This is a genomic window from Paenibacillus sp. MB22_1 (genome assembly GCF_047200555.1).
Taxonomy (GTDB): Bacteria; Bacillota; Bacilli; order Paenibacillales; family Paenibacillaceae; genus Fontibacillus; species Fontibacillus phoenicis.
In genome coordinates, this window is the sequence record NZ_JBLADV010000001.1 from 2,008,173 (window position 1) to 2,034,755 (window position 26,583).

22 protein-coding genes are annotated in these 26,583 nt (G+C 53.8%); 8 read left to right on the forward strand and 14 right to left on the reverse strand.

The features are described 5' to 3' along the window. Nucleotides 1-193: 193 nt before the first annotated feature. The 4 genes from pepF (at nucleotide 194) to ACL02P_RS09440 (ending at nucleotide 4,294) form a co-directional block, all read left to right on the forward strand. Nucleotides 194-1,984, forward strand: coding sequence for an oligoendopeptidase F (gene pepF, locus ACL02P_RS09425; RefSeq protein ID WP_036643671.1), 1,791 nt, complete (start codon nucleotides 194-196; stop codon nucleotides 1,982-1,984). Nucleotides 1,985-2,069: 85 nt separating this feature from the next. After that, on the forward strand, nucleotides 2,070-2,453 hold the full coding sequence (locus ACL02P_RS09430; RefSeq protein WP_050769656.1) for a lipopolysaccharide assembly LapA domain-containing protein: 384 nt from the start codon (nucleotides 2,070-2,072) through the stop codon (nucleotides 2,451-2,453). Between the two features lie 43 nt (nucleotides 2,454-2,496). Beyond that, nucleotides 2,497-3,534, forward strand: a complete 1,038-nt coding sequence (locus tag ACL02P_RS09435; protein ID WP_009222763.1) for a M42 family metallopeptidase — start codon at nucleotides 2,497-2,499, stop codon at nucleotides 3,532-3,534. After that, complete coding sequence (locus ACL02P_RS09440; RefSeq protein WP_412837169.1) at nucleotides 3,521-4,294, forward strand: hypothetical protein; 774 nt, start codon at nucleotides 3,521-3,523, stop codon at nucleotides 4,292-4,294. Before ACL02P_RS09435 ends, ACL02P_RS09440 begins: the two co-directional genes overlap by 14 nt. Nucleotides 4,295-4,479: 185 nt before the next feature. Here ACL02P_RS09440 and ACL02P_RS09445 read toward each other — a convergent pair whose 3' ends face one another. From ACL02P_RS09445 to hemE, 9 genes are all read right to left on the reverse strand, one after another. After that, the gene (locus tag ACL02P_RS09445) at nucleotides 4,480-5,847 is read right to left on the reverse strand and encodes a helix-turn-helix domain-containing protein (RefSeq protein WP_412837170.1); all 1,368 of its coding nucleotides are present in this window, start codon (nucleotides 5,845-5,847) and stop codon (nucleotides 4,480-4,482) included. A gap of 542 nt (nucleotides 5,848-6,389) precedes the next feature. Further along, a complete protein-coding gene (locus ACL02P_RS09450; RefSeq protein ID WP_260070031.1) occupies nucleotides 6,390-8,372 on the reverse strand; it encodes an ABC-F family ATP-binding cassette domain-containing protein in 1,983 nt (660 codons plus the stop codon). Between the two features lie 15 nt (nucleotides 8,373-8,387). After that, complete coding sequence (locus ACL02P_RS09455) at nucleotides 8,388-9,215, reverse strand: DUF92 domain-containing protein (protein WP_412837329.1); 828 nt, start codon at nucleotides 9,213-9,215, stop codon at nucleotides 8,388-8,390. Between the two features lie 2 nt (nucleotides 9,216-9,217). Then, on the reverse strand, nucleotides 9,218-9,859 hold the full coding sequence (locus ACL02P_RS09460) for a fumarylacetoacetate hydrolase family protein (protein ID WP_260070029.1): 642 nt from the start codon (nucleotides 9,857-9,859) through the stop codon (nucleotides 9,218-9,220). Then, the gene (locus tag ACL02P_RS09465; protein WP_260070028.1) at nucleotides 9,840-10,640 is read right to left on the reverse strand and encodes a glycerophosphodiester phosphodiesterase; all 801 of its coding nucleotides are present in this window, start codon (nucleotides 10,638-10,640) and stop codon (nucleotides 9,840-9,842) included. The genes ACL02P_RS09460 and ACL02P_RS09465 overlap by 20 nt, the downstream gene beginning before the upstream one ends. A 37-nt stretch (nucleotides 10,641-10,677) precedes the next feature. Beyond that, entirely contained in the window at nucleotides 10,678-12,105 is a 1,428-nt protein-coding gene (locus ACL02P_RS09470) for a CapA family protein (protein WP_260070027.1), read from the reverse strand. Between the two features lie 184 nt (nucleotides 12,106-12,289). Further along, nucleotides 12,290-13,714, reverse strand: a complete 1,425-nt coding sequence (hemG, locus tag ACL02P_RS09475) for a protoporphyrinogen oxidase (protein ID WP_412837171.1) — start codon at nucleotides 13,712-13,714, stop codon at nucleotides 12,290-12,292. A gap of 6 nt (nucleotides 13,715-13,720) precedes the next feature. Then, entirely contained in the window at nucleotides 13,721-14,662 is a 942-nt protein-coding gene (gene hemH / locus ACL02P_RS09480) for a ferrochelatase (RefSeq protein WP_412837172.1), read from the reverse strand. A 57-nt stretch (nucleotides 14,663-14,719) separates the two neighbouring features. Then, the gene (hemE, locus tag ACL02P_RS09485; protein WP_412837173.1) at nucleotides 14,720-15,781 is read right to left on the reverse strand and encodes a uroporphyrinogen decarboxylase; all 1,062 of its coding nucleotides are present in this window, start codon (nucleotides 15,779-15,781) and stop codon (nucleotides 14,720-14,722) included. A gap of 253 nt (nucleotides 15,782-16,034) precedes the next feature. Between hemE and ACL02P_RS09490 the strand changes: the two genes are divergently transcribed. Continuing rightward, the gene (locus ACL02P_RS09490) at nucleotides 16,035-17,246 is read left to right on the forward strand and encodes an MFS transporter (RefSeq protein ID WP_412837174.1); all 1,212 of its coding nucleotides are present in this window, start codon (nucleotides 16,035-16,037) and stop codon (nucleotides 17,244-17,246) included. Nucleotides 17,247-17,571: 325 nt separating this feature from the next. Here ACL02P_RS09490 and ACL02P_RS09495 read toward each other — a convergent pair whose 3' ends face one another. From ACL02P_RS09495 to ACL02P_RS09505, 3 genes are read right to left on the reverse strand one after another with little or no spacing between them, the layout of a single operon-like run. Next, on the reverse strand, nucleotides 17,572-18,966 hold the full coding sequence (locus ACL02P_RS09495; protein WP_412837175.1) for an ABC transporter substrate-binding protein: 1,395 nt from the start codon (nucleotides 18,964-18,966) through the stop codon (nucleotides 17,572-17,574). Between the two features lie 39 nt (nucleotides 18,967-19,005). Continuing rightward, nucleotides 19,006-19,830, reverse strand: a complete 825-nt coding sequence (locus ACL02P_RS09500) for a carbohydrate ABC transporter permease (protein ID WP_009222749.1) — start codon at nucleotides 19,828-19,830, stop codon at nucleotides 19,006-19,008. Beyond that, nucleotides 19,827-20,804, reverse strand: a complete 978-nt coding sequence (locus tag ACL02P_RS09505; RefSeq protein WP_009222748.1) for a carbohydrate ABC transporter permease — start codon at nucleotides 20,802-20,804, stop codon at nucleotides 19,827-19,829. Before ACL02P_RS09505 ends, ACL02P_RS09500 begins: the two co-directional genes overlap by 4 nt. A gap of 354 nt (nucleotides 20,805-21,158) precedes the next feature. Between ACL02P_RS09505 and ACL02P_RS09510 the strand changes: the two genes are divergently transcribed. Continuing rightward, nucleotides 21,159-22,052: a LysR family transcriptional regulator gene (locus tag ACL02P_RS09510; RefSeq protein WP_339301948.1), complete on the forward strand. Its 894-nt coding sequence runs from the start codon at nucleotides 21,159-21,161 to the stop codon at nucleotides 22,050-22,052. Nucleotides 22,053-22,068: 16 nt separating this feature from the next. On the opposite strand, the gene ACL02P_RS09515 is transcribed toward ACL02P_RS09510, so the two are convergent. Further along, nucleotides 22,069-23,235, reverse strand: a complete 1,167-nt coding sequence (locus tag ACL02P_RS09515) for an alanyl-tRNA editing protein (protein ID WP_339301946.1) — start codon at nucleotides 23,233-23,235, stop codon at nucleotides 22,069-22,071. A 142-nt stretch (nucleotides 23,236-23,377) separates the two neighbouring features. On the opposite strand from ACL02P_RS09515, the gene shc reads away from it, so the two are divergent. Beyond that, nucleotides 23,378-25,306 (forward strand): squalene--hopene cyclase, encoded by a 1,929-nt coding sequence (gene shc / locus ACL02P_RS09520; RefSeq protein ID WP_412837176.1) that lies wholly within the window; start codon nucleotides 23,378-23,380, stop codon nucleotides 25,304-25,306. A 150-nt stretch (nucleotides 25,307-25,456) separates the two neighbouring features. After that, nucleotides 25,457-26,140, forward strand: a complete 684-nt coding sequence (locus ACL02P_RS09525; RefSeq protein ID WP_323076224.1) for a DUF559 domain-containing protein — start codon at nucleotides 25,457-25,459, stop codon at nucleotides 26,138-26,140. 159 nt (nucleotides 26,141-26,299) lie between these two features. Here ACL02P_RS09525 and ACL02P_RS09530 read toward each other — a convergent pair whose 3' ends face one another. Next, on the reverse strand, nucleotides 26,300-26,521 hold the full coding sequence (locus ACL02P_RS09530; protein ID WP_009222742.1) for a DUF2905 domain-containing protein: 222 nt from the start codon (nucleotides 26,519-26,521) through the stop codon (nucleotides 26,300-26,302). Between the last annotated feature and the right edge of the window lie 62 nt (nucleotides 26,522-26,583).

Genomic DNA, 26,583 nt, shown 5'->3' on the forward strand with positions numbered 1-26,583 from the left:
GGACCCTAAGGTACGAAAATCGCGTTGGGCTCCCGACATCCATAAGGGAGGTTTTCTTGGTATGCGACCTAAGCGCATCTCACGTGCGATTCCCCTGTTGCTCACCGGCGCCCTGCTAGCTGCCGCATTCCCTGGCAGTGCTGCGATGGGCCAGCCGGCATCATCATTTTACCCAGTCCAAAGGAGGATTCCGATGAGCACCGTAATGAAACGTTCTGAAGTACCGAAGGAGCACACATGGCAGCTCCAGGATTTATTCCCTGATCAAGCCGCTTGGGACAAATCGTATAACGACCTCAAGAAGCTAAAGGATAAAGCGGCTGAGTTTGAAGGCAAGCTTACCGATGCAGAACATATCAAAGCCGTTTTCGAGTTGGAAGATGAACTCTCTTTGCAAATTGAGCGGCTTTACGTATACGCCCATCTCCATCACGATGAGGATACGACCAACCCTACATATCAAGCCCTTGTGCAAAAAGCGAAAAAGTTAAGCGTTGAAGTCAGCGAGGCCTTGTCTTTTATTACGCCGGAAATTTTGGCCCTGCCGGAGCAGGAGCTCGACAAGTTGATCAACGACCCTGTGCTGGCGGATTACAAGTTCACCTTGCAGGAAATCAAACGCGAAAAGGCGCATGTCCTGAGCAAAACGGAAGAAGCGCTGCTGGCCCAAGTAGGCAATTTGTCGCAGGCGCCTCAGCAAATTTTTGGCATGATTAACAATGCCGATATGAAATTCCCGAAAATCAAAGACGAAAACGGGAACGAAGTGGATTTAACCCACGGCAGCTACATCCAGTTCCTGGAGAACCCCAACCGCGAAGTACGCGAGCGGGCATTCAAAGCTGTCTACGAAACCTATCGGAAGCAGAAAAATACCATCGCCGCTACACTGAGCGCGAACGTGAACAAGAACATGTTCTACTCGCGGGTCCGCAAATATCCTTCCGTGCTGGAAATGTCCCTATATGGCGACAACATTCCGAAGGAAGTGTATACGAACCTGATCGACGCGGTGCATGAGAGCTTGCCGCTCCTGCAACGTTACATGAAGCTGCGCAAGAAGCTGCTGGGCGTTGACGAACTGCATATGTACGATTTGTTCGCTCCACTCGTTGAGGAATATAAGTGGGAAATCCCTTATGAAGACGCTAAGAAAATGGTCGAGGAAGGGCTGAAGCCGCTGGGCGAGGAATACCTGAAGGTCCTGCGTGAAGGCTTCGAAAACCGCTGGATCGACGTGTACGAGAACGAAGGTAAACGCACCGGCGCTTATAGCTGGGGCGCTTACGGCACCCATCCTTACGTGCTGCTGAACCATAAGGACAATCTGAACAGCATGTTCACCTTGGCGCATGAGATGGGGCACGCGTTGCATTCCTATTTTTCGGATGAAGCCCTGAAGTACCGTGATGCCCAATATACTATCTTCCTGGCTGAGGTCGCCTCGACGACCAACGAAGCGTTGCTGATGGATTATCTGCTCAAGAAATCCACCGATCCGAAGCAGAAGCTGTACCTGCTGACCTACTACGCCGACCAGTTCCGGACGACGTTGTTCCGGCAAACGATGTTCGCCGAATTTGAGAAGCTCATCCATGAGCGCGCGGAAGCCGGCGAATCGCTCACACCGCAGGAGCTGTCGGAAATTTATTACGACTTGAATGTGAAATACCATGGCAAAGACATGGTCGTTGACCAGGATATCGAAATGGAATGGGCACGGATCCCTCATTTCTATACGAGCTTCTACGTCTACAAATACGCTACCGGTTTCTCTGCAGCGACCAGCTTCTCGAAGCAAATTCTTGAGGAAGGCAAACCGGCGGTTGACCGTTACCTCGGCTTCCTAAAGAGCGGCGGCAGCGACTATTCGATTAACATTCTGAAGAAAGCCGGGGTCGACATGTCCTCGCCGCAGCCGATCCGTGAAGCGATGAGCGTGTTCGAGAACGTGATCGAGCAAATGGAACAGTTGACGAGCTAACATGTCCTGGGCCATAGCGACTACAAAATCCCTTGCTCCAAGCGGACAAGGGATTTTATACTGTCCTAGAAGGAGGTGTACCCTCATGAAAATCCAATGGTCCCTAATTCTGGCTTTGTTCTTTGCCTTGATTACCGCCGTATTTGCGGTGATTAACGTCGATCCGGTGCAGGTCAATTTGCTGTTTGGCTCCGTCAGCCTTCCGTTGATTTTGCTGATCCTTGGCAGTACGCTGCTTGGCGGTATTATCGTCGGGGCGTTTGGCATTTACCGCGGTTACCGGCTGCAGCGTGAAGTCAAAGGCTTGCATGCCAAGCTTGTACATATCCAGGAGGCTACCGGCTATGTTTTCCCGGAACCGGAGAAGCCAGAGCGCGGCAAGAAGAAGAAATCTGCCGGCAATGAAGCTGAAGCTGAAGCTGGAGCGGGAGCCGAATCGGCGGAGGAGGACTCCCCCATCCAGCCTTAACGCGTAATGAAGAGTCCGACCTAACCCATAAAGGAGGTTTCCCATGAATATCCAACCGAATGAAACCTATATTTTAAATTTGCTCAAATCCTTGCTGGACACCCCAAGCCCAAGCGGGTTTACACACAATGTCATGACGTTCATCGGGCGTGAGGCCGAAGCCTTGGGTGTACCTTGCAGCTTTAATGAAAAAGGTGGAGCGATCCTGACCGTGCCTGGCCGCGATTCGTCGCGGCGCATTGCACTCAGCGGCCACGTTGACACGTTAGGCGCCATGGTGCGCGCCATCCGTTCGAACGGTACGCTGGCAATCACCTCCGTTGGCGGGTTCATGATGAACAGTATCGAGAACGAATACTGCCAAATTCACACCCGCAGCGGCCGAGTATATACCGGCACGATTCTGTCGACCCATCCTTCCGTTCACGTCTACAGCGATGCCCGCGATTTCAAACGTGAGGAGAAGAACATGGAGGTCCGGATCGACGAGGTTGTGGAAAGTAAAGAGGACGTGCTGAAGCTTGGGATCGGGGTCGGCGACTTCATTTCGTTTGATGCCCGCGCCGTGATCACGCCAAGCGGATTCATTAAATCTCGCCACCTGGACGACAAAGCCAGCGTAGCGGCCCTGTTCGGGCTGATCGAATCGATCCGCCGTGAAGGCTGGACGCCGAGACATGATCTGGTGTTCCTCATCTCCAACTACGAGGAAGTGGGGCACGGCGCCTCCTGGATTCCGGACGGCGTGAACGAAATGATCGCCGTTGACATGGGCGCTATGGGCGATGATCTGAGCTGCAAAGAGACCGATGTCTCGATTTGCGCGAAAGACTCCAGCGGCCCTTATGACTACGAGATGACCACCCGGCTGATCGAGCTTGCCAAGGGCCTTGGCATCCCGCATGCGGTTGATATTTATCCGTATTACGGCTCCGATGCCTCGGCTGCCCTGCGCGGCGGCCACAATATCCGCGCTGCGCTGATCGGACCGGGCGTGCACGCCTCGCACGCCATGGAGCGGACACATAAACTGGCGGTCATTAATACGACCCGCCTGCTGGCAGCTTATGTTGCCGATTAAGGAGCAACGATGGGGAATCGCCATGGCTTCGGTCATGGCGATTTTTCTCGTCATCCTGCTGATGATCGGTTGGGGCAGCCGCTACCTGCTCCCCCGCCATTATGAATATCATGAAACTACCGCAGCAAACGGTGTCAAACTGCATGCCTTAGTTGTAGATCCGGAGCGCATTGAACTGCGGGCGGCGGATCAGCCACTGGGACGTTACCGCGTATATGGGATGAACGGCGGATTCTTTTACAACGAAGCCGTATTGTCGCTGGCGGTGAACAACGATCAGCCGGTCCAAGGCACGGCCGGCGCCTACGGGTCGGGGTGGTTCAACGCTAAATACGCGCGCGGCACGCTCGTGTGGGACGGCGCCACGGGCAGCTTCTCGGTGCAAGTGGTATCCGCCGCAAGCGAGCTGGCCGTTACGGACCGCACCCGCTATTTTGCCCAAGGCGGCGTCAGCATGAAGCTGCCGGATGACGCCGGATGGCGGGCTGCGGCGGTGGAGGCTGAGCACCTGCCGAATCCCGATGAGAACCGGCTCCGCTCCGGTCTCGCGTATGACGCGAACGGCCAGCTGTGGCTGATCGTCACCCCCACCCGCTGCACCGCCGAAGCGTTCCGCACCGCCGTCAAGGCGGCGTTAGCCGACGGCCAGCTCGTCGACGGCATCTTCCTCGACGGCGACGGCTCCGCGCAGCTGAACGCCGCCGAAACCAAGCTAAACGGCGATTCCCGGGATTTGCGGCAGATGATTGTGATTCGGTAAAAGAAAAAACGCCTGTTCGTTAAACTTAACGAATAGGCGTTAACTCTAATAGTCTCTTATGTAAGTTTTTTATGCGCCACCATTTTGAACATAAGTAGTGTAAGCAGGTTGATCTAAGTGAATCGCGCTAGGAGCAGTAAAAACTAAAGAAAAAAGTACCGCTAAAATAACAACGACTTTAGATTTCATAAACCTCGTTTCACCTCACTTACAATATTCTTAAAATTCTGACAGATCTCTACTGAAGCCATGTGCCTATGAAGTTCAAATAATATCATAAAATCTAGAAGGCCTTCCTTATTATTTATTATAACTGAATTCTCAAGGCCTTGCAGCAAATAATTAAACCCCAGTCTGTAATCTTTTTTACGTAGATAGTAATTGGTAAGATCATACAAAAATTGATTGTAACTATTAGGTAGAACCTGGTCTTTATATAAGTCATTCGTTTGTTTACGATTGATATATACCTCAATTTCCGACTTAAATTGATCTAGAATATGATCTACATTAATATGGTATCGGTTCGCAGCATACATCACATTCGAAATCGAATGTATGAATTCATCAGGGTTTTCTACCATAAACTCTACGTATTCAGGTAGATATTCGATTTCACCGCTCTTGAGTCGATTGACACAGATGTTGGCCCTCGACCATTTTTGGAATAAACTTAACCAATGCTTGGTATCCTCATCCGTTTCTCGTACCCAGCTCAAATCAGCATATTGATAAGTGTACTCCAACGCTTTAGCATAATCTTCTCTACCATCATATACTTCTGCACATAATAGTTTAGCATAAACAATGTATACAAACATCGGTCTGCTAAGCCGACGTTGCATTTCGTAAAATTCCTTTTCTGAGCGTCTGTTACTGAAATAGAGGAGGCGTGCCTTGCGCTCCATCTCGAGAGCTAGAACCTCAAGCCGGTCCCACTCACGAAGCGAGCGGTACAGGTTAGCCAAGTCCTTTAATGCGTCCAACTGCGTAACCTCATCCAGCCGATCTACGTAGGGTTCAAATTGGTAAGCAATTTTGAGATTGTGAGCCTGGTCCGACCCAATCCGAATCTTAAACAGCCGATACTGGCATAAAGCTAACCGCTCAGAATGTTGCTTTGTTTCGCTCATGGCCACATTTTCATACAGAATCTCCGCAGCACCATATAATCCCTTCTCATAAAACTCCTCGGCCAGCTCGAATAAGGACGTAGAGTACGTCAAATTATCCAACAGCATGCATATCGTTCTGCGAATGCAATCCAGCTTGTTCAATTCAGCACATTTCCGAAGGAAAGGGGCCACTCTCCGCCAATCTGGATTTCTCTCTTGGAGATAATCGTTAATATAATGCTCATAATAATGCCCCATGGGTAAGCCCATGATCTCCGTAATTCGATCCAAATGATCGATGGTTAAGGTGCGGTTACCATTGAGGATATAACTTAACGTACCCGCATTAATATTTAACTTGGCCGAAAATTGACTTAAACTTAGCTCATTTTCTTTCATAAAGGAGTGAACTTCCGCCAGAATCGTTGCTGTACTCATTGGCTTTCTCACCACACATTCTTTAGATAAAATGAGGTTGGAATTATATGTATGAAATAAATATATCTTGTTTTCATACTATGGTCAATTTTGGTATTTTACAAGGAAGTAAAAAAATCCTTGCTCTCCCTGTTTAAGAGATTGCAAGGATTTCCCTATGAAGTTATCCTAGTTGGCGTAAAAATATCCTTCTAATTCCTCACTATAAGTGAATTTAAGGACTAATGGGCAATCAAAAAAACCTTTAAGCCGCCATATTCCGCCCGCTCGAACTATTATATATGAAAAATCGATTAGATTTCGCTCGTTTTGGGGATTTCGACGAAATGTATATGAAATTTCATATAGATTTCGGCTTCCGAAGGACAAATCCCTCAATTCTATATGAAAAATCGAATAGAATACGGGTTATCGCCGCAAAAGGGAACAATTGTATGCGAAAAATCGAATACAATGTTGTTGCTCTCATTGCTGTACCTGCCGCAAGTGTAACATCCAATGCTGAATTGCATCGCCGTATCCCGAAAAAGTTGCAACCACCCTCACCCGTTCCGCTGGGCTTCGATCTTCTCCGCCAGCTCGTTCAGATACGTCCAGCGCTCCATCAGCCGGTCCAGCTCGGCCTCCGCTTCCTGCTGCTGTTGCATCAGCTCCTGCAGGCGAACGGCATCGCTCGCCGCAGCTTCCATTTCCTCGGAAATAGCGGCAAGACGTTGCTCGGCTGCTTCGATGGTCGCGTCGATCGTTTCGAACTCCCGCTGCTCGTTATAGCTGAACTTCAGCTTCTCGCCACGCCCTGAATTGCGGTTGCCAGTGTTGGCTTGGGAGGCTGAACCTCTGGCAGCCGCTGAGTCCGAAGAACCTGCCTTCCGCGAGCCCGAAGCCGCTGAACTACCTTCGCTCCCTTTACCCGCGCCATTCGCACCGCTCCCCTGCGTCCGTTCCTCGTAATCGCTATAGTCGCCCACATGTACAGCAACGACTCCGCCGCCCTCAAACGCCATAATCTTGTCCACGGTCCGATCGAGGAAATACCGGTCATGGGAGACAACAAAGACGGCGCCGGGGAACTCATCCAAATACGCCTCCAGCACGGTCAACGTCTGGATATCGAGATCGTTAGTTGGTTCGTCCAGCAGCAAAACGTTAGGCGCTCCCATCAGCACACGCAGCAGATACAGTCGCCGCTTCTCACCGCCCGACAGCTTGCCGATCGGCGTCCATTGCATCTCCGGCGGGAACAGGAACCGCTCCAGCATTTGCGATGCGGTAATCCGCGAGCCGTCCGCCGTCGTCACAACCTCCGCCGCTTCCTTGATATATTCGATCACCCGTTGCTGACTGTCCATTTCCTGATGCTCCTGAGTAAAATAACCCAGCTTCACCGTCTGGCCCAGCACAATATGGCCGGCATCCGGTTCGATTCGACCGGCGATCATGTTCAGCAGCGTCGATTTCCCGCTGCCGTTAGGCCCCACGATGCCCACGCGGTCGCCCGGGACCGCCGTGTAGGTCAGATCCCTGATGAGCAGCCGACCTTCAATTGATTTACGCAGCCCTTCGATCTCCAAAATTTTGCGCCCCAATCGAGTTGAAGCCACCGAGATTTCGAGGTTGTCGCTTTTGTATTCCGTCTTGGCCGCTTGCAGCTTCTCAAACCGTTCGATCCGCGCCTTCTGCTTGGTCGAACGTGCCTTGGCTCCGCGGCGAATCCAAGCGAGCTCACCCCGCAGCAGATTTTGCCGCTTCTGTTCGGAGGCGGCTTCACGCTCCTCACGCTCGCTCTTGAGCTCCAGGAAACGGCTGTAATTCGCCTCGTAGCGGAACAACCGGCCGTGATCGAGCTCCAGCATCACATTGCAGACGCGGTCCAGAAAATAACGGTCATGCGTAATCAGGAGCAACGCCCCGCGCCGTTTCTGGAGATACGTCTCCAACCAAGCGACGGATTCATTGTCGATGTGGTTGGTGGGCTCGTCCATAATCAATAGCTCCGATGGGAGAATTAACGCTGAGGCGAGCGCAACGCGCTTCCGCTGACCCCCGGACAAGCTGCCCATATTCTGGGTAAAATCGGTGATGCCCAGCTTGGACAAGACGCTTTTGGCCTCGCTGACCAGGGTCCATGTCTGCAGTCGGTCCATCTCCTGGGACAGCCGCGCCAGTTCCGCTTGCCGCCCCGCATCCCCCGGTTCCCGTTCGATCGCTTCCTCTGCCTCCATATAAGCAGACACCAATTGGAGCTCAGGCCCGCCGCCTTGGAACACGCCGCGCAACACGGAGATGTCCGGATCATAGTCGGGATTTTGCGCCAGAAACGTCACGCGGACGTCCCGGTTGATGGCGACTTTGCCGGAATCGGCTTGTTCCAGACCGGCGATGACCTTCAGGAACGTGGATTTGCCCGTTCCGTTGACGCCGATGATGCCGATTTTATCGTTTTCGTCCATGCCAAAGGAAGCGTCCTGAAACAACACTTTCTCCCCATAGGTTTTGGTCAGATGCTCCACCGTTAATATGTTCATGCTCGAATCCCTACTTTATCCTATCATCCCGATTCCCCAAGCCAGCAAACCCGCCGCCAGGGAACTGAGTAAATTCACCATATCATTATCTATCCAGCGAAAACCTCGCAGCACCACGGTCTCCTGACCGCAATGCGTCGCCACCTCAACCTCTTTGCCGCAAACGACGCAGCGATGCATATATTGAACCGTCGCGCCCAGCCAGGAGTCGGCAAAAGCCCCGGCCAAGCCGGAAATCCCGCCGATCAGCCCCCATTTCACCAGCGCAAGCAACGCGGAACCTACTCCGGCATAAGTGTCATCTCCGGTCCACATGCGCAGCAGCCATGCAGCCCCGCCGATGCATACGGCCCCGGCCAGCGCCGCCGTGCTACCCAGCAGCGTCACCCCGCCCGATGTTCCCGGAGGAACCCGGCGGCCGTTCAGAATCGAACGCGGCTCGCTTTTGCTAAGGCCGCCCCATTCCGTTGCCCACGTGTCCGCCGTTACTGCGGCCATCGTGCCTACGAAGAAGTAGGCCCACGCCGGATCCGGCCAAAACAGGTTGCCAAGGCAAGCTAGCATCCCCAGTCCGCCGTTCGCCAGCACCTGCCCCGCGTCCCGGCGGCCGCTCTTGGCATACGATTTTTCTAGCTCCGCCTTACGATCCCCGCGAAAATGCGAAAAGACCGACGAGCTGACGAAAAATAGCAGCAAGATCCCAAACCAGAACAAGTTGCCGGCCCCGTAGTATACGGTTCCCATGATCCATGCGGCCAGCATGCCGGAGAGCGATAACGATCGCTTCTTATAGGCGGCTGCAGACACGATTAGGGCGCAAAGCGCCCCAATAATCCAATCCATCATCATTTTGCCGAAGGACCGACAGCCACTGTGCAGCTGCCAAGCACTTTATCGCCGTAGGACAGCTCCAGCTTGTCCCCTTGATATACCGGGCCTACCCCTTCAGGCGTTCCGGTGAAAATCAAATCGCCTTCGCCCAGCCCATAATGCTCAGCGATATAATCAACGATTTGCTGCAGCGGGAAAATCATCCGGCTGATATTGCCGCGCTGCACAATCTCCCCATTCTTCCGCAGCACAAAATCTTCATTTGCCGTCTCCACCGCGCCGGGGAAAGCGATGTATGGCGTGATTGGCGCCGATTGCAGGAAGCCTTTGGCCGGCGTCCACGGATTGCCCTTGTCTTTGACGATGTTCTGCACGTCGCGCAGCGTGAAGTCGATCCCAAACGCGATCACATCCACCAATTCGTCGACCGTCATCCCCGGCTTATAATCGCGGGCGATACGCAGCACCAGCTCAGCTTCATAATGCACCGAGCCCCGGTCCGCCGGAAGCTCCAGCCCCCTGCCGTCCATGGCGGTCACCGCATGGGACGGTTTCAGGAAGATCATCGGCTCAGTAGGCACCTCATTGCCAAGCTCCTCGGCATGTGCCCGGTAATTTCGGCCTACGCAATACACATTAGCGATTAATTTGTTCATCGTCATCTTCTCCTCCAGGGGATTGTGGTTTCCCAATCGAATTTTTCACTTTCCCGTTACCGATCGCTTGGCGCCAGACATCCGGCCGGTTCGTGCATAGCAGGATTTCAGGATGCATCGCCGCCACCTTCCGCAGCGACTTCACATCATCCATCGTCCAAGCCATCACCTCAATGCCGTGTTTAAACGCTTTGGCAGCCATCTCTGCGGTTAATGCGCGATAATAAATCGATAAGAACGAACAGTGCAACAGCTTCAGCCGCAGCAGCAAATCTTTGGGCTGCCGGTCGATGATCAGACCCGTGCGGATCCCCCGGCCGATCTCCTTGATCTTCGCCAGTATCCGTGGTTCAAACGAAGTCAGTACAACCTCGTGCTCCATATGCCGCCGTTTGACCGCAGCGACCACCTTTTCCTCCAGCCCCGGGTACATATTCCCTTCGGTCTTGATTTCCAGATTAACCCGCAGTCGTCCGGCAACGGCATCCAAAAATTCATCAAGGCTTGGCAGCCGTTCCCCACGGTAGGCCTTGGATTTCCAGCTCCCGGCATCCAGCGTTTGCAGCTCCGCCCAGGTTTTATCCTTGACCGGTCCCTTTCCGTTTGTCGTGCGGTTCAGCGTAAAATCATGAATCAGCAAAGGCACGCCGTCCTTTGAACATTGTACATCAACTTCGATCCAGTGGACATCCTCCTGCTCCATGGCGAGCTGGACCGCAGCCATCGTGTTCTCCGGGGCAATTCCAGAGAAACCGCGATGGGCAACGCATGGGTTACGCATGCTCTCGCCTCCTTCTTATCGGAAACGAACCTTCCACTTATGTCCGGTCATCCGCTGACAGCGAAGTACCGGATTCTTGAATCCGCCCGGTCTTCGAGGCGCTCACATCTCCGTCCTCCGAGATCCGTACCCCCGGCGAGAAGCCTTCGATTTCTTTCAACAGTTTGTTTCCGTCCTCGGCGCTCATCGGCACGGGCTGGCCCAGTTCTGTACGAAACGGGATCAGCTTGAGATCGCAATCCCCGTCGCGTGTGCAGGAAGCGGCAAACACTGCGGTTTCCCACGTCTTCGGATCCTTTGATTTCGTAAAAATAAAGTTACCCGTACTGTACGCAATCCATTTGCCTTTGTATTGCTCCAGCCCTTGCATCACATGCGGATGACCGCCGATGACCAGATCCGCCCCGGCATCAATGAAGGCGTGCGCCAGCTCTTGCTGGTGCTTCTCCAGTTTGGTTGTCCGCTCCTTGCCCCAGTGGGCGATCACGAACACAAGATCTGAGTTCTTGCGGGCCGCCTTAATGGCGTTCAGCGCAGCTTCCGGCGCATACACGGAGGCTACCCCCGGTTTGTTTGCTCCAGCGACCCACCCTGGCTCCGGGACGACCCGGCTAAAGCCAAACAGGGCGATCTTGATTCCTCTACGTTCGAGATAAACCGGAGCGTACGCTTCCTTGCTGTTCTTGCCAGCCCCGACATACATCACGTTTTGCTGCCGCAGAGCTTTCATCGTATCCAGGAGACCGGGAACGCCTTGGTCCAACACATGGTTATTCGCCAAATTCACCGCGTCCACGCCGGCCTGAACCATCGGTCCAATCGCCTTTGGCGGCGACTTAAACACATAGGTTTTATCCTCCGCCGGCTCCCCGCCGGTCGTCATAGGCGTCTCTAAATTCAGTACGCTTAAATCGTCGTTCTGGAACAATCCCCGCACGTACTCATACGGGAGCTCGTATCCCGCTTTCTCTAACCGCTCCTCCACTTTGCCGGAGAACATCGTATCCCCTGCAAAATGAACCAACAGCCGAGCCGCATCGCCGCCTGCCTCGCTTAAGTCTGCACCAGCATTGGATGGCAAATTCGTTGCTCCATCTTTATCCTCGTTACCTGTATCGGTGTTATTTTTTCCGGATGAGTTCTCACCTGTATTCGTTGGATTCTGCTCGCTCTCGTCTTCCGTTTCCGTCGACGCAGCATCGCGATCATCCGGCTGCACAATCGGCGTCTCTCCGGTCGTCGGATCGCCAACATCCGATCCGGTGTCGCTCCATGCGCCTGGCAGCTGCTGCTCCGTTCCCGAGTCCAATCCAGCCTGCCCGGTGCGTTCCTCCAAATAAAAGTAAGCTCCCAGCACGAAAATTAAAGTGATGAGAGTCAAGTTTAACGTCAGCCAAATCCGGTTTAGACGCCGCTTTTTTTCCTGCTGTTTCTTCTTGTATTTTTCCGATCTTGATGGGTACATTACGGACTCCTTTTTGCATAGATCTATCGTTACGATGGAAGGCGCTGTCTCCATTCCTTCGTGCTTAAAAGCCGACCGTTTGATTTTATTATATCAGGTCTCCGGAAATAAATAGAACCCCTCGCCTATTTTGCGGGCAAGGGGTCAGGAAGTCCTATGTCAGGCCGTTTAGCCGGCCTTTGGCTTAAGCTTGAGCGACCTTCAGCTGGTCTGCCATCTGCTCCGCCAGCTCTTTCGCTTGCTTGATACAGTCGGGCAGGCCAACGCCGTAAAATGCCGCCCCCGTCGCATATACGCCAGGCAGCTTCTCCTCCAGTTGGCTGCGCAGCTCAGCAACCTGCTGCAGATGGCCCACCGGATACTGCGGCATCGATTTTGGCAGGCGGGTAATTTCTGTGAACAACGGCCGGGCCGTGATGTTCATCAGCCGCTTCAAATCGCCGAGCACCAGCTCCAGCAGTTCCTCGTCAGGCAAAAACGTTTTCTCCTCGTCGCCGGAACGGCCAACGTAGCAGCGCAGCAGCATTTTGTCTTCCGGGCTCGTGTGCAGCCATTTGATGCCGGTCCACGTGCAGGCGGTGATGTTCATGCCTTCCTTGCGCGGCACGAGGAAGCCTGAGCCGTCGAACTGGCCGGTGACATCCTTGCGATCAAAAGCCATGACAACGTTAGCCACGGACACGTAGTTCACTGCGTCCAGCGCGGCCACATCCACATGCGGCCGCAGCAGCTCGGCGGCGGCAAACGCCGGCACCGTAACGATCACGTCATCCGCCGGGAGCGATTCGCCTGAGGCGAGTACGACCTCGTACGCGTCAGTTCCGGTGCGGCGAATTTCCACCACCTCGGTCCGCAAGCGGCAGTCCACATCCGACAGCGACTCGACCAGGCCGTTGACCAAGGTCTTCAGCCCTTTGCGGAACGTGAAGAAGGCGCTGCGTTTTGTGCCGGTGTGCGTCTCCGTGGGCTTCTTGCCGGACATCATGCCTTTAATCAGGCTGCCGTATGCCCGTTCCACCTCGCCAAACTGCGGGAAGGTCGATTGCAGGCTGAGGTTGTAAGTGTCGCCCGCATAAATGCCCGCGAGCAGCGGCTCGGTGATGTTTTGCAGCACTTCGGCACCCAGCCGGCGCTCGATAAATGCGCCAAGCGACTCATCCTCTTCGCTGAGCCGAGGCGGCATCACGAGGTCCAGCATCGCCCGGGCTTTGCCACTCCATGAGACAAGACCGCTGCGCAAGAATGGCCCCAGCTCTGTCGGGATGCCCAGCACCAGCCCAGAAGGCATCGGATGCAGCTTCCCTTCGCTGACGATGTAGGTCTTCTTGGCCTCCGGATTCATCGAGACGAGTTCGCCTTCCACCCCCAGCTCCTTCGCCAGATCAATCATCGCCGTCTTGCGTGCCAGGAAAGAGTCCGGACCTTTCTCGATCACAAAATCGTCCTTCTCCAGTGTTTCAATTTTGCCGCCTAGGGAGCTCCCCTTCTCCAACAGCGTAATTTGCGGGGTAACACCCCGTTCCTTGTAAAATTTCCGAATGTAAAAGGCCGCGGACAGACCGGTCAGCCCCCCGCCGATAATGACCACTTGACGTGAAGAATCACGCATGCCTTCTCATCTCTTTTCCCAAGATTTGATAATGACGTCGCTGAGCGCTTCCATATACAAAGGTTCGGTGTTCAGCGATTCGATCCGCTCCAGCCGCATATCCAGCTCTTTGGCGACTGTTTTAGCTTCGATGTCCAAATCGTACAGCACTTCCAGATGGTCCGACACGAAGCCAACCGGAGCCACCAAGACGTCCTCTACCTGTTGCTCGCTTAATTCCTTCAGCGTGTCCAAAATATCCGGCCCAAGCCAAGGGTCAGCGGTACGTCCGGCACTTTGCCACGTAAACTGCCAGTTCTTCACACCGGCTTTCTCGGCAACAGCTTGGGACGTCTCCAGCAGTTGATCCCGGTACGGATCGCCCATTTGCAAGATTTTCTCCGGCAGGCTGTGAGCGCTGAACAGCACTTTCACTTCATCACGCAAAGCGCCAGCCTCCTCGAACTGATCCAGCTTAGCGGATACACGTTGGGCGAACGCCTCAATCAGCTTCGGATGCATATGATAGCTCTCTACGAAGCGTGCCGACACTCCCAGTTCCTCCGCTTTCGCTTGTGTCCGCTTAATATACCCGCCGATGCTCATTACGGAATAATGCGGAGCAAGCACGATGCCAATCGCCTCACGGATGCCGTCTTTCGCCATCTGCTCTACGCCATCTTCAATAAAGGGATGAGCATGTTTTAATCCTTGGTAGCAGACAAATTCAACATCTAGGTTCGCGGACATCCGGTTCAAGCTCTCCTGCAGAGCGGCAACCTGTTTATCGGTATTGGCGCGCAGCGGGAACACCCCGCCTACGATCGCCTCATACCGGCTGACCAGCTCCTGAAGTTGTTCTGCGGTTGGAGGATGTCCACGCCGAATATGCGTATAATACGCCTCAACCTGATCCATACTTTGCGGCGTGCCATAAGACATCACCAAAACTCCGATTTTTGATTTCACGATATCAATTCACCTCAAGTACAAAAGTTGTGTGGCTACATTCAATGCGGCTTAGTCTTACGCACGCCGTACAGGTTGATGCATGATGGCTTCCGCTGAATATTCGTGTACGAATTCCGTCAGCTCGCGCAGTTTGTCCAGCGAAACCTCCGGAAACAGACCGTGGCCCAGGTTAAACACATATCCAGGGGCGTTCAGGCCGTCATCGATAATTTCCTTTGCCTGCGCCTTAATGACGTCCATTGGCGCGGTCAGCACATACGGGTCCAAATTGCCTTGCATCGCAAACTTTCCGCCCGTCCGGCGCCGGCCTTCCGAGATCGATACCCGCCAATCAAGACCAATGGTATCGGCAGCGATATCCGTTAACGTCGGCAGCAGCTCTCCCGAGCTGACGCCAGGAAAATAAATTTTAGGTACATCCAAATCCTGAAGTTCGGCAAAAATACGGGTAATCGTTGGGAGTACATACCGCTGGAAATCTTTTGGAGCGAGCGCGCCCACCCAGCTGTCAAACAGTTGGAACGCCTTGCCTCCACTTTCCACATGGGCCCGCAGGTAGGTGATCACCATATCGCCCAGCTTGTCCATCAGCTTGAACCAAGCTTCCGGATCGCCATACATCATCGCTTTGGTGCGGCTGTAGCTCTTGGACGGCCGCCCTTCGATCAAGTAGCTGGCAATCGTAAACGGCGCGCCGGCAAATGTGATCAGCGGCACATCCAGTTCCTTGTCCAAAATCGCGATCGTCTCCAAAATATGCGATAAATCCTTGTGAACGTCGATAGGCCGAAGCCGCTCAATATCCGCAAGCGTACGGATCGGTTGTTCGATGACCGGACCGAAATTTTTGACGATGTCGAATTTGACGCCCAGCGAAGCAACCGGATTCATAATGTCGGAATACAAAATAGCCGCGTCCACGCCAAGCTTACGGACGGGCATCATGGTCACTTCCGCCGCCAGCTCCGGCTGCCGGCAAATTTCCAATAAGCTGTATTTCTCTTTGATTTTCCGGTAATCGGGATCATACCTGCCCGCCTGGCGCATGTACCAAACCGGAAGGCGATCCACCTCCTGCTTCCGCAGGGCCCGGATCAAGCGATCATTGTAAACCAAACCGCACGCCTCCAATACTCGTAGAAACCAAATTTTGATAACAAATCATTAAAGCTACACTATAAACATTCTAATTTACATTATGCCCTACTTAAAAATAAGTAACAACTATCACAACGTGGCGAACCTATGACAATCGGATGAAGATGCTATGAAGAATGCCCCGGACCCGGTTTTCAATGGTGTATACTGGTATAACTCTGATCTGGTTTCTCGCATCCTAGAATCCCAGCGAAAGGAAGTGAAAGCACAATTGAATACCTGGAAGATTAATCTCATTGTGCTTTGGTTCGGGCAGTTTCTGGTCAACGCCGGGATGACGATGATTACACCGTTTCTCTCGCTGTACCTAGCGCGGGATTTGCACGTGCAGGGAGAGCAGGCGATTGGGCTGTGGGCAGGAATGATTTTTGCCGCTAACTTCGCGACTTCGTTTATTTTTCAACCGATATGGGGGAAGCTCGCCGACAAATACGGCCGCAAAATTATGCTGCTGCGCTCCGGCTTCGGCATGGCCATCGTCATTACGTTGATGGGCTTCGCCACCCAACCGTGGCACCTACTTGGCCTGCGGCTCCTGAACGGGACGATCTCCGGCTTTAATCCGGCTTCCGTCGCGTTGATCTCAGGTACGGCGCCGAAGGAGCGGATGGGCTTTGCGATGGGCACGATCCAGTCCGGCAACGTGGCCGGTACGATCCTCGGACCTTTGATTGGCGGGCTTATGGCGGAGCGGATTGGATTTCGGCCGATTTTTTACATTACCGGGGTGCTGCTGTTTATCGCATCCATGCTGGCGCTCCTCTTCGTACGCGAGAAGTTCGACCGGGAGGAGGCGCTGCATACGCCGCAGCCTTCTGTGTTGCAAGGTTTCCTGGAGCTGAACAAAACACCGCAGCTCACCGCGTTGTTCGCCGTAACATTCTTGCTGCAGTTCGCCATGCTGAGCCCGATGTCGCTGCTGCCTCTCTATGTAGAGAAGCTGCATGGACAAACCGCCGATGTGGCATTCTGGGCCGGGTTCGTCAGCGCCGTCACGGGCATTTCCAATATGATTACCTCGCCGGTTCTCGGCAGAATCAGCGACAAGCTGGGGGCCCACCGCATTCTGACCTATTGCCTGATTGGAGCGGCGGCCACGCTGATCCCGCAGGCGTTCGTGCAGACGGTATGGCAGCTGATCGCTGTTCGGTTCCTGATGGGCGTGTTCATGGGCGGATTGCTGCCTAGCGTCAATGCGCTGATCCGCTATTATACCCCGGACGGCATGGAGAGCCGGGCGTTTGGTTTCAACAGCAGCACCCTCGCCCTCGGCAACATGATGGGCTCGCTGATTGGCGGCTTTCTCGCCGGGTACATCGGCATCGAGGGCTTGTTTGTGATCTCCGGCATCCTGCTGCTGATTAATATGCTCTGGGTGCGCGTGAAGCTGTACGCCCGGCCGAAGGTGACGGCGCCGAGGTAAGCTGCAGATTTGCAGGCTGCCTCCCGGCTTATGTTTGAATAATATCGGTTGCCGATCTCTCTGCTCGGGGAAATGAGACAACTAACTGGAAATCCTACTGTTATTTTGAAACCAAACCGCTGTTTTAGCTTAATTAACTGGAAAAAGTAACGTTATTTCAGGCGGTTTTCCCCAGAAGTGCACATTTCCTCAAAATTAACGGTAGGATTTACTGTTATTTTCTGAACACGAGGAGAATGTTAGAAATTAGCTGTAGGATTTACAGTTAAGCTTCCCACGTAAAAAAAAGCCGGGACATCTCCCGGCTTGACTACTAAATGTAAGATTATTTTCGCACCGTTACATTATACTGCCTGATCTTCTCGGTAATTTGCTTGGCGGCGTCTTCCAGCGCCTGCTTCGGAGCTTTTTGTCCGTTCAGCACTTCCTCAATTGCCGCTTCCACGAATTGCCGCGCTTCCGGGAAGACGCCCATAACCGCACCGGAGGTTGCTGTAGATTCGGTCGACGCATGCAACTGATCTACGGCGGTTTGGAATTGCGGATATTTCACCATATTATCCTTCAGCACCTGCTCGTCGTAAGCCGCCTTCGTAATCGGGAAGTAGCCGGTGTTTACGCTCCATTTCGCCTGCGCAGCCGGGGAGGTTACATATTTGATAAATTCCCAGGCCGCTTTTTGCTGTTCTTCCGATTTGTTGTTCATGATATACAAGCTGGCGCCGCCAATGATCACGCCGCCTTCTTTGGCGCTGGCTGGTCTTGGCAGGAAGGCGGTGCCTACTTCGAATTTGTCGCCAACCGCTCCCACGATGTTACGCAGCGCCGCAGTTGAATTTAGGGTCATGGCCACTTGGCCTGCAGCAAAGGCGGCGTCCGTATCATCGGTTTTGCGGCCCAGATTGGCTACCACCCCATTGTCCACCATCCTTTTCCACCATTCCAGTATGTTCACGCCCGCCTCCGATGCGAGCAGCGACTCGGTGGCATCCCCTTCACGCCCATTGCCGTTATTCACGTAATCGGCATTTTGGCTAGCAAACCACTGCTCGATGAGCCAGGCATAAACGGCGATCGCAGCGCCTGGCTGCCCCTTCTTGGTCAATGCGGTAGCTGCCGCTTCAAACTCCTCGAACGTTTTCGGCGGGTTTTTAGGATCGAGTCCGGCCGCTTTGAAAGCGTCCTTGTTGTAGTAGAGAATCGGGTTGGAAGTATTAAAAGGCATTGCGTTTAATTGGCCGCCGATCGTGTAGTAGCGAATAATGTTAGGCTCTAACTGCGAGAGGTCGTAGCCATCCTCATCAATAAACTTCTGCACCGGCGTGATCGCCTTGGAGTCGATCATAAATTTGCTGCCGATCTCGTACACCTGGATCAGGTCCGGGCCGCTTTTTGAGCCAAGTGAAGCTTTCAACTTATTTAAGCTTTCGTCGTAACTTCCTTGGAATACCGCTTCGACCTCAATATCGGATTGGCTGGCATTGAAATCCGAGACTAGCCCGTTAATCGCCTTCTCCCCCGCCCCCGACATCGAGTGCCACCAGGTTAGATGCACCGGCTTCTTCCCAGAACTGGCGCTGGCCGAATCTTCACCGCGAGTATTGGTTCCCCCTGTTGCCGTGCTGCTTCCTGCGTTATTCGTATTCCCGCCGCATCCGGCTATAACGATCAACAACGCTGCCATGAGCAGCAGAATACTTTTGAAGCGAAAGCTTTTCATTATTCGAATCTCTCCCTCATCAAATGATTTGGATATCCCTTATCCTTTCAGCGCTCCCGCCGCCATCCCGCGAACGAGCTGCTTGAGTCCAAACACCAATAGCAGCAAGGACGGCAGAATGACCAGCGTAATCCCCGCGAATACGAGGTTCCAGGAGGTTGTCTCCTGGAATTCCAGCATGGAGATACCGATCTGCACCGTGCGCATCGATTTGCTGTTTGTGATCAGAAGCGGCCACAGATAACTGTTGTACATGCTCAAAAAAGAGTACACCGCCAACGTTCCAAGCGCCGGTCTAGCCAGCGGAAGCACATGAAACAGGAAGTACCGGACATGCCCGCAACCATCGATCTTCGCAGCCTCGAACAGTTCCTTCGGCAGCTGCAGGAAAAACTGACGAAGCAGAAACGTCCCGAAGGCGGTAGCCAAAAACGGGACGATCAGCCCCTGGTAGCTGTCCAGCCAATTTAAGCTGCGTACGGTTAAATAGTTGGGAATCATCGTCACTTCCCAAGGCACCATCATCGTGGCGACAAACAAGCTGAACATCAGGCCTTTGCCCTTGAACTCCATTTTGGCGAAGGCATAGGCTGCCAGGCTGGAGGTGATCAGTTGACCGACCATCACAATGCCGGAGACCAGGAAGGTATTCCCGATAAACACGGCGATCGGAACGATACGAAGCACCTCGGTGAAGTTGGTCAAATGCAGCGAATGCGGCACCAAATGCGGTGGATAGGCGCTGGCTTCCTGTGGCGTCATCACGGACATAAACAGGCTGTAAACAATCGGATAAAGCACAAGTACGGCGGCAACGGTCATGAACAACAGAACGACAATTTGGCTTAAGGTCAGCTTGTTCATTGATAGTGAACTTTCCTTTCCACCCAATTGAACTGGATCAAGGTCAACAGCAGGATTACCAGGAATAGCAGAAGCGCTTGGGCGCTGCCCGTTCCAAACCGGAAGTTCACGAATGCCTCCTGGTAGATCGTGTAGACGAATACGTTCGTACGGTTCATCGGCCCACCCGATGTCAGAATGTTGATCTGCCCAAACGACTGGAAAGCGCTGATGATGGACACAACCAAGAGGAAAAATAACGTTGGTGACAGGAGCGGCAGCGTAATTTTGCGAAACGTTGTCAGCGGTCCGGCTCCATCGATCTTGGCACTTTCGTACAGCTCGTCGGGAACTCCCTGCATCCCGCTGGACAGGATGATGTAATTAAAGCCCATATTCATCCAAACGGTCATCAGCGACACGGACCACAAAGCCCAGTCAGGACTGATCAGCCAAGGTACCGGACGAATACCGGCCAAACCAAGCAAGTAGTTAAGCATGCCTAATGTAGGGTGAAACAGAAACTTCCAGATGACAGCCGCTGAACCAACGGAGAGCACCAACGGCAGCGAGTAGGCGAACTGGAAAAACCGTTTTCCCCGCCGAAGATGATGCGTTAATGCCGCGAGCACCAAGGCGATCAGCATTCCAGTCGGCACGGTGAATAAGGCAAAGAGCGCCGTCACCTTCATGCCGCTGGCAAACAAGCCGGAAGTAAAAAGGCTAGTAAAATTGTCGAAGCCAACAAATGAGGCGATCCGGCCAGTCGGGTCGGTGCTGTGTAAGCTCAAGTACACCGACTTTAGCAGCGGGTAGAACAAAAATACGCCGAACAGGAGCAGCGATGGAGCTAGAAACGTGTAGGCCAGCGCATGTTCTCGATATTTCTGTTGTCTTAAGGTTGCGGCATGGGCAGGGCGACGAGTCGCAGCAGAGGCAGACGGCACGGAATGGCCCCTAGATGGCAGACTCACCTGGTGATCCAGCTCGCTCATGACGGAAGCCTCCTTTTTTGTGCAGGTTGATGTGGGTTTGTTCGAATTCCTCTGCCAGTGTATAGCTTGGATGTCAGCGGAACGTTAGGCATAGATCAAGGGGGCGTCAAAATCGTTATCGCACGGTAAAGAAAACGCAAAAAAGCCGCCTCACGCGCGTTTGCGGTGAAGACGGCTTATAAGACAATGGACTTTTTCATCATGCTTTGGATTCGCTAACGATCAGCCGGAGTGAACCTGTCATGGCGGGCATGGTTCGGTAAGCTCCGTATTTGCGGTCCCATTCCCCGGATTTCAAAGCGTCGGCCAAGTGTTGGACAAGCCGCTCCTCCACGATGAAAGGGGCTAGATGGAATGAATTTGCATGCTTTACGGCTGTTTCACGTCATTGCGGAGACGGGCAGTGTGACGCGCGCTTCGGAGCTATTAAACATCAGCCAGCCGGCCATCTCCACCCAGATCCGAAAGCTGGAAAAAGAGCTGGGGTTGCCCCTGCTGAAAGCACAAGGACGCGGCATCGCCTTAACCGACGTCGGGAACAAGCTGTTTACATACAGCAGACGCCTCTTTGCGGTAGAGCAGCAAATCGAGCAGTTTTTACAAAATTACAAAATGGGGGAGCTGGGTCATATCCGGCTGGCAGCCACCTATTTGCCCGCGCACTTCCTCGTCCCGACCTGGATCGCGAAATTCAAATCGCAATACGAGCATGTGGAGATGAGCATCAACACCACAAATTCGACGGATGCGCTAAAGCAACTGCTGAATTTGGAGGTGGATTTGGCGATCTACGGCGGATTGCCGGAAGCTCACCCCGAATCCGTTTACGCGGAGGAAATGTTCCGGGACGAATTGTGGTTTGTGGTCTCCCCAAAACACCGGTATGCGGGACAACGCGTCTCCTTACACGACATGGTCAAGGAACCTTTTGTTATGAGGGAGATCGGCAGCTCGACGCGGGAGCGATTTATGGCGTTATGCCGTACCTACAATGCTCCTGCGCCACGCATCGCCTTGCAGTTTAACGGGTTAAACGAAACCGTCAAAGCCGTGATTGCCGGGTACGGGGCCAGCTTCGTTTCAGCGCTGGTGGTGAGGGAATACGTGGAGCGCGGACAACTGAGCCGCGTCTTCGTTGAAGGCGTGGACCTGATGAATACGATCTCGGTCTATACGCGAAAAAATGAACCGCTGTCTCCAGCGGTTCAACGTTTTGTCGATTTGATCCGTGAGCATCCGCATGGTTGACGCCCGGTATTTTTCATTACAGCCCTTGTTTAACAAACTCATAAAATGTGAGCGCATCCTCCCAGCTGCTGAATCCGGCCTGTGCCAGCTTGTCGCTGCCGCCGCCTTTGCCTCCGTATGCAGAGAGATGCTCCTTGAAGAATGCGCCGCAGGACAGCGAACGGCTGCCGTTATGGGCCAGCACCACCTTCTGCTCGGCTTCCGTTGCCAGCAGGACCGCTGCATCACTATGCGCCGTCAGCTTTTGTGCGAGGATCTGCAAATCCTTCAAGGACTTGTTCGCGAAAATTTGCGCAATGATCCCGCCTTCCCGCTTGGTAAGCAACTCACGAACGGTCATTTCGTCCATCGCTTCTTTTAACGTATCGAACTCCCGTTGCAGTCGCTTCTGCTCGTCCTCCCATTTGTCGAGGCGCTCTAGAATGCTGTCCCGGCCTGTTCTTAATTTGGCGGTGATGGAGCCTAAGATATGTTGCTGCTCCTGAAACTCTCTTAAGGCTCGGTATCCACATTTGAAAAAGATCCGGACATTCCCTTTCTGCTTCTCGGTCTTCAGCAGCTTAATCATCCCGATCGCGCCGGTCGCCGCCACATGCGTACCTCCGCAACCGTTGTACTCCACATCTTCCATCTCGACGATGCGGACGCGGTCCACCGCCTTCGGCGGCTTCACGAGCGGCAGTCGGGACGCCTCCTCCTGCGTGACAAAGTAGCCGGAGATTTTGTGATTCAAATAGATATGGCGGTTTGCTTCGCGTTCAATGGCTTCCAGCTGTTCCGATGACAGCTCGGGCCGGTCCACATCGATGGTGCAATAATCTTCACCCAGGTGAAAGCTCAAGGTCATCGCCTCATAAAGCTCGCGGCAAACCGCAGATAACAGATGTTGTCCGCTATGCTGCTGCATATGGTCAAACCGGCGGTTCCAGTCGATTTCGCAGCGCACCTGGGCCTCCTCTGGGAAACGCTCCACCTTATGCAGCACCTCATCGCCTTCACTAATCACATCCAGAACAGGAATCCCGCCAATCCTTCCGGTATCGTTGGGCTGTCCGCCCCCATGGGGGTAAAAGGCGCTCTCTTCCAGCACGACGTAAACGCCGTCCTCCCGCTCCAGCTTGTCCTTGACGCGGGTGGTCCAATCGGTTAAATAGGCATCGTCAAAATAAAGTCTTGTCGTCATCACTTGGTTCCCTCTCTTTTAGGTAACGGTCTATAGGATCCTCATCACCAAACTTCTTCCATCTACTATACCGAATTATCGCCGGACTTTACACCATCCCCCACTCATATAATGAGGTGACAGGTAAAGGGAGGGAGCAAGGATGGCACTGAGCAACGGCGAGATCCGGGAAGAAATACAACGATTATCCGAGGAACTGATTCAGCGGCAGGAGCCGGACGGTTCGTGGCGCTTTTGCTTCGAAAACGGCATCACGATTGACGCGTGCACGATCATTCTCCTTCGCACGTTAAATGTCGACAAGGAGGAATTGATCCGACAGCTGCACGATCGCATCGTCGCCGCCCAGCAGCCGGAGGGCTGCTGGCGATGGTATCATGACGACAAGGAGGGCCATTTGTCCGCTACGGTTGAGGCATACTACGCCTTGCTGTGCTCCGGATACAGCCGGCCGGAGGATGAACCGATCCAACGGGCGAAACGATATATCCTGGATCGGGGCGGCATTGGTCAAGCGCGAAGCCTGCTCACCAAAGCCATCCTGGCCGCCACTGGACAAAGAAAATGGCCGGCCTCCTTATCGCTCATCCCCATCGAAATCCTGCTGCTGCCCGAATCGTTACCCCTGAACTTTTATGATTTCTCCGGATATTCGCGAGTTCATCTCGTGCCGCTTCTGATCATGGCCGAGCGAAACTTTCGCACCAGATCGGTGCGGACGCCCGATTTAAGTGAGCTGTTTCTCGACGCCCGCAACGGGGAGGAAGACCCGCTCACGCTAACCCCGGAAAGCCGGGAACCGCTGAAGCTCATCCAATCGGGGCTGGCGCATCTGGTAGGTACACCCCGGCGCATCCGGCAAGCTGCTGTAAACCGAGCCGAGCAATACATGCTGGATCGGATTGAAGGCGACGGGACGCTGTACACGTACGCCAGCTGTACTGTGCTGATGGTGTTCGCCTTGCTGGCGCTGGGATACGAACCGCAGCATCCGGTGATCCAACGTGCGGTTGAAGGGTTATCTCAGATGAAGTTTACGGTGGACAGCACCGGCCAAGGAGGAACCCGCTATGTCACGATCCAGAACTCCCCTTCCACCGTTTGGGATACCGCGTTGATCTCCTACGCTTTACAGGAAGCAGGGGTTTCATCTTCCCATCCGGCCATTCAACGGGCCGCCGATTACCTGCGGAACCGTCAGCATCGCCGCCCCGGCGATTGGCAGATTCATAATCCGGGCATCGTACCCGGCGGCTGGGGTTTCTCGGAGACAAATACGTTCGTCCCTGACGTTGACGACACCACCGCCGCCCTCCGTGCCCTATCTGCCTTACACGGCAGCGAACCTGCGGTCTTAGGCGCATGGAACCGCGGGCTCAACTGGGTCTGGTCGATGCAAAATAACGACGGCGGCTGGCCGGCTTTCGAAAAAAACACCAACAAAGAAATGCTCACCTGGCTGGCGATTGAAGGGGCGAAATCCGCAGCCACGGATCCTTCCGAAGCGGACTTGACCGGAAGGACGCTGGAGTATTTGGGTAACTTCGCCAAGCTGAGCGTTCGGCAGGATTGGGTTGCCCGCGGGGCTGACTGGTTGCTGAGCCATCAGGAGGCGGACGGCTCTTGGTATGGTCGCTGGGGGATCTGTTACATCTACGGGACCTGGGCGGCACTCACCGGGCTGATGGCCGTGGGCATGCCCGCCGATCACCCGGGCATCGCCAAGGCGGCTAACTGGCTGATCCGCATCCAAAATGCAGATGGCGGCTGGGGCGAATCATGCCGCAGCGATCAGGTGAGACGATACGTCCCGCTCCATGCCAGCACGCCGTCCCAAACCGCCTGGGCGTTGGATGCGCTGATCGCCGTCCACGATCGGCGGGCGCCGGAGATCGAGCGAGGCGTTGCCCGGTTGATCGCGCTATTGCATGAGGATGACTGGCCCTCCACTTATCCAACGGGAGCCGGGTTGCCGGGTTATTTTTACGTGCACTATCACAGCTATCGATATATCTGGCCGCTCTTGGCCCTTTCGCATTACGTCAACAAATATGGGGACAGTTCGCCTTAGCGGTGAATCTGTCCCTCACGACACAGGCTGCGAATAAGATAGTTTCCAAGACGTCTTCTGCCAGGTATAATGGCCATAAGACGAAGAACGTCCCGATCCATTTAGGTTGATGGAGCCGGGGCGTTTTCTTTTTTTCCTGGGAGGGATGGAATGATGGGAACGGAGATGGCGTTTGAACAAGCGCACGCCGCATTTATTGAGGAGCACCTGAAGCGTAGGACCGGTGAACGCAAAGGACGTTTGGAACGCGGGCATCGAGAGGCCGAAAAGCTCTTTTGCCGAAAGGTGTGGTGGGAGGTTCAAGGTAACTTCGAGGGGCTGCACCCGGAGTACGAAGTGTTGGACTGGAGGGGATTGTCCTATTTTTGCGATTTCGTTTGGTTAGCTGGGCCGGTCAAGCTGGTTATTGAAATTAAAGGCTATGGCCCCCATGTCAAAGATATGGACAGGCAAAAGTATTGCTATGAGCTGAACCGGGAAACGTTTTTGGCCGCGATGGGGTTTCAGGTGATTTCTTTCGCCTACGATGATGTCGCCAACCGGCCGGAACTGTGCGTCACCCTGCTTCGTATGGTGCTCAACCGCTACTTGCCGGCCGCTTCCCCAGCCGATCCGCTTACGCTAAGGGAGCGGGAGATTTTGCGCCTAGCCTGCACGCTTGCCCGGCCGCTGCGACCCGTGGATGTTGAGACCCACCTGGGCCTCAATCATCGGACCGCTGTACGTACGCTGCAATCGTTAAGCGCGAAAGGGGTTCTCCTCGCAGTCGCAGGACCGGAAGGAAAGCACGTTACAAAGTACGAACTCCATAAGGATGCGATTTTGCGGTTATAGGGGGAGATTGAGGGGAGTACCCCTCCCTCCCTGCAACTTTCATCACTGGCAGGCCGCCGAAGTATAAAACTGCAAAAGATTTTTGCAGTTTTATGGAGGCGGCAGAAGCGAACAGCCAAGCAGCCAGTTCTTGGATGGAGGGTCTCCCCCCTAGATGGATCACTTCATAAACCACCGAATCACGGCCATGATTATAGAGAACACGACACTGAGCACGATACACGTTACGATCGGGAAGTAGAACCGAAAATTGCCGCGTTCGACCGCAATATCCCCCGGAAGCCGCCCCAGTTGCACAAACCTCCCCAAGAACATCCACAGCAAGCCAATCACGATAAGAACCGCACCGGCAACGATCAGTATTTTCGGAACGTTACTCATGACCTGTCTCCTTTAATGTAAAGGCTGTTTTGACCTCATCATACAAACCGTCTGCCGAAAAT

Excerpts from the sequence above, each read along its gene's own strand:
- pepF (WP_036643671.1), top strand. The coding sequence starts at position 194 with ATGAGCACCGTAATGAAACGTTCTGAAGTACCGAAGGAGCACACATGG.
- ACL02P_RS09430 (WP_050769656.1), top strand. The coding sequence starts at position 2,070 with ATGAAAATCCAATGGTCCCTAATTCTGGCTTTGTTCTTTGCCTTGATT.
- ACL02P_RS09435 (WP_009222763.1), top strand. The coding sequence starts at position 2,497 with ATGAATATCCAACCGAATGAAACCTATATTTTAAATTTGCTCAAATCC.
- ACL02P_RS09440 (WP_412837169.1), top strand. The coding sequence starts at position 3,521 with ATGTTGCCGATTAAGGAGCAACGATGGGGAATCGCCATGGCTTCGGTC.
- ACL02P_RS09445 (WP_412837170.1), bottom strand. The coding sequence starts at position 5,847 with ATGAGTACAGCAACGATTCTGGCGGAAGTTCACTCCTTTATGAAAGAA.
- ACL02P_RS09450 (WP_260070031.1), bottom strand. The coding sequence starts at position 8,372 with ATGAACATATTAACGGTGGAGCATCTGACCAAAACCTATGGGGAGAAA.
- ACL02P_RS09455 (WP_412837329.1), bottom strand. The coding sequence starts at position 9,215 with ATGGATTGGATTATTGGGGCGCTTTGCGCCCTAATCGTGTCTGCAGCC.
- ACL02P_RS09460 (WP_260070029.1), bottom strand. The coding sequence starts at position 9,859 with ATGAACAAATTAATCGCTAATGTGTATTGCGTAGGCCGAAATTACCGG.
- ACL02P_RS09465 (WP_260070028.1), bottom strand. The coding sequence starts at position 10,640 with ATGCGTAACCCATGCGTTGCCCATCGCGGTTTCTCTGGAATTGCCCCG.
- ACL02P_RS09470 (WP_260070027.1), bottom strand. The coding sequence starts at position 12,105 with ATGTACCCATCAAGATCGGAAAAATACAAGAAGAAACAGCAGGAAAAA.
- hemG (WP_412837171.1), bottom strand. The coding sequence starts at position 13,714 with ATGCGTGATTCTTCACGTCAAGTGGTCATTATCGGCGGGGGGCTGACC.
- ACL02P_RS09495 (WP_412837175.1), bottom strand. The coding sequence starts at position 18,966 with ATGAAAAGCTTTCGCTTCAAAAGTATTCTGCTGCTCATGGCAGCGTTG.
- ACL02P_RS09500 (WP_009222749.1), bottom strand. The coding sequence starts at position 19,830 with ATGAACAAGCTGACCTTAAGCCAAATTGTCGTTCTGTTGTTCATGACC.
- ACL02P_RS09505 (WP_009222748.1), bottom strand. The coding sequence starts at position 20,804 with ATGAGCGAGCTGGATCACCAGGTGAGTCTGCCATCTAGGGGCCATTCC.
- ACL02P_RS09510 (WP_339301948.1), top strand. The coding sequence starts at position 21,159 with ATGAATTTGCATGCTTTACGGCTGTTTCACGTCATTGCGGAGACGGGC.
- ACL02P_RS09515 (WP_339301946.1), bottom strand. The coding sequence starts at position 23,235 with ATGACGACAAGACTTTATTTTGACGATGCCTATTTAACCGATTGGACC.
- shc (WP_412837176.1), top strand. The coding sequence starts at position 23,378 with ATGGCACTGAGCAACGGCGAGATCCGGGAAGAAATACAACGATTATCC.
- ACL02P_RS09525 (WP_323076224.1), top strand. The coding sequence starts at position 25,457 with ATGATGGGAACGGAGATGGCGTTTGAACAAGCGCACGCCGCATTTATT.
- ACL02P_RS09530 (WP_009222742.1), bottom strand. The coding sequence starts at position 26,521 with ATGAGTAACGTTCCGAAAATACTGATCGTTGCCGGTGCGGTTCTTATC.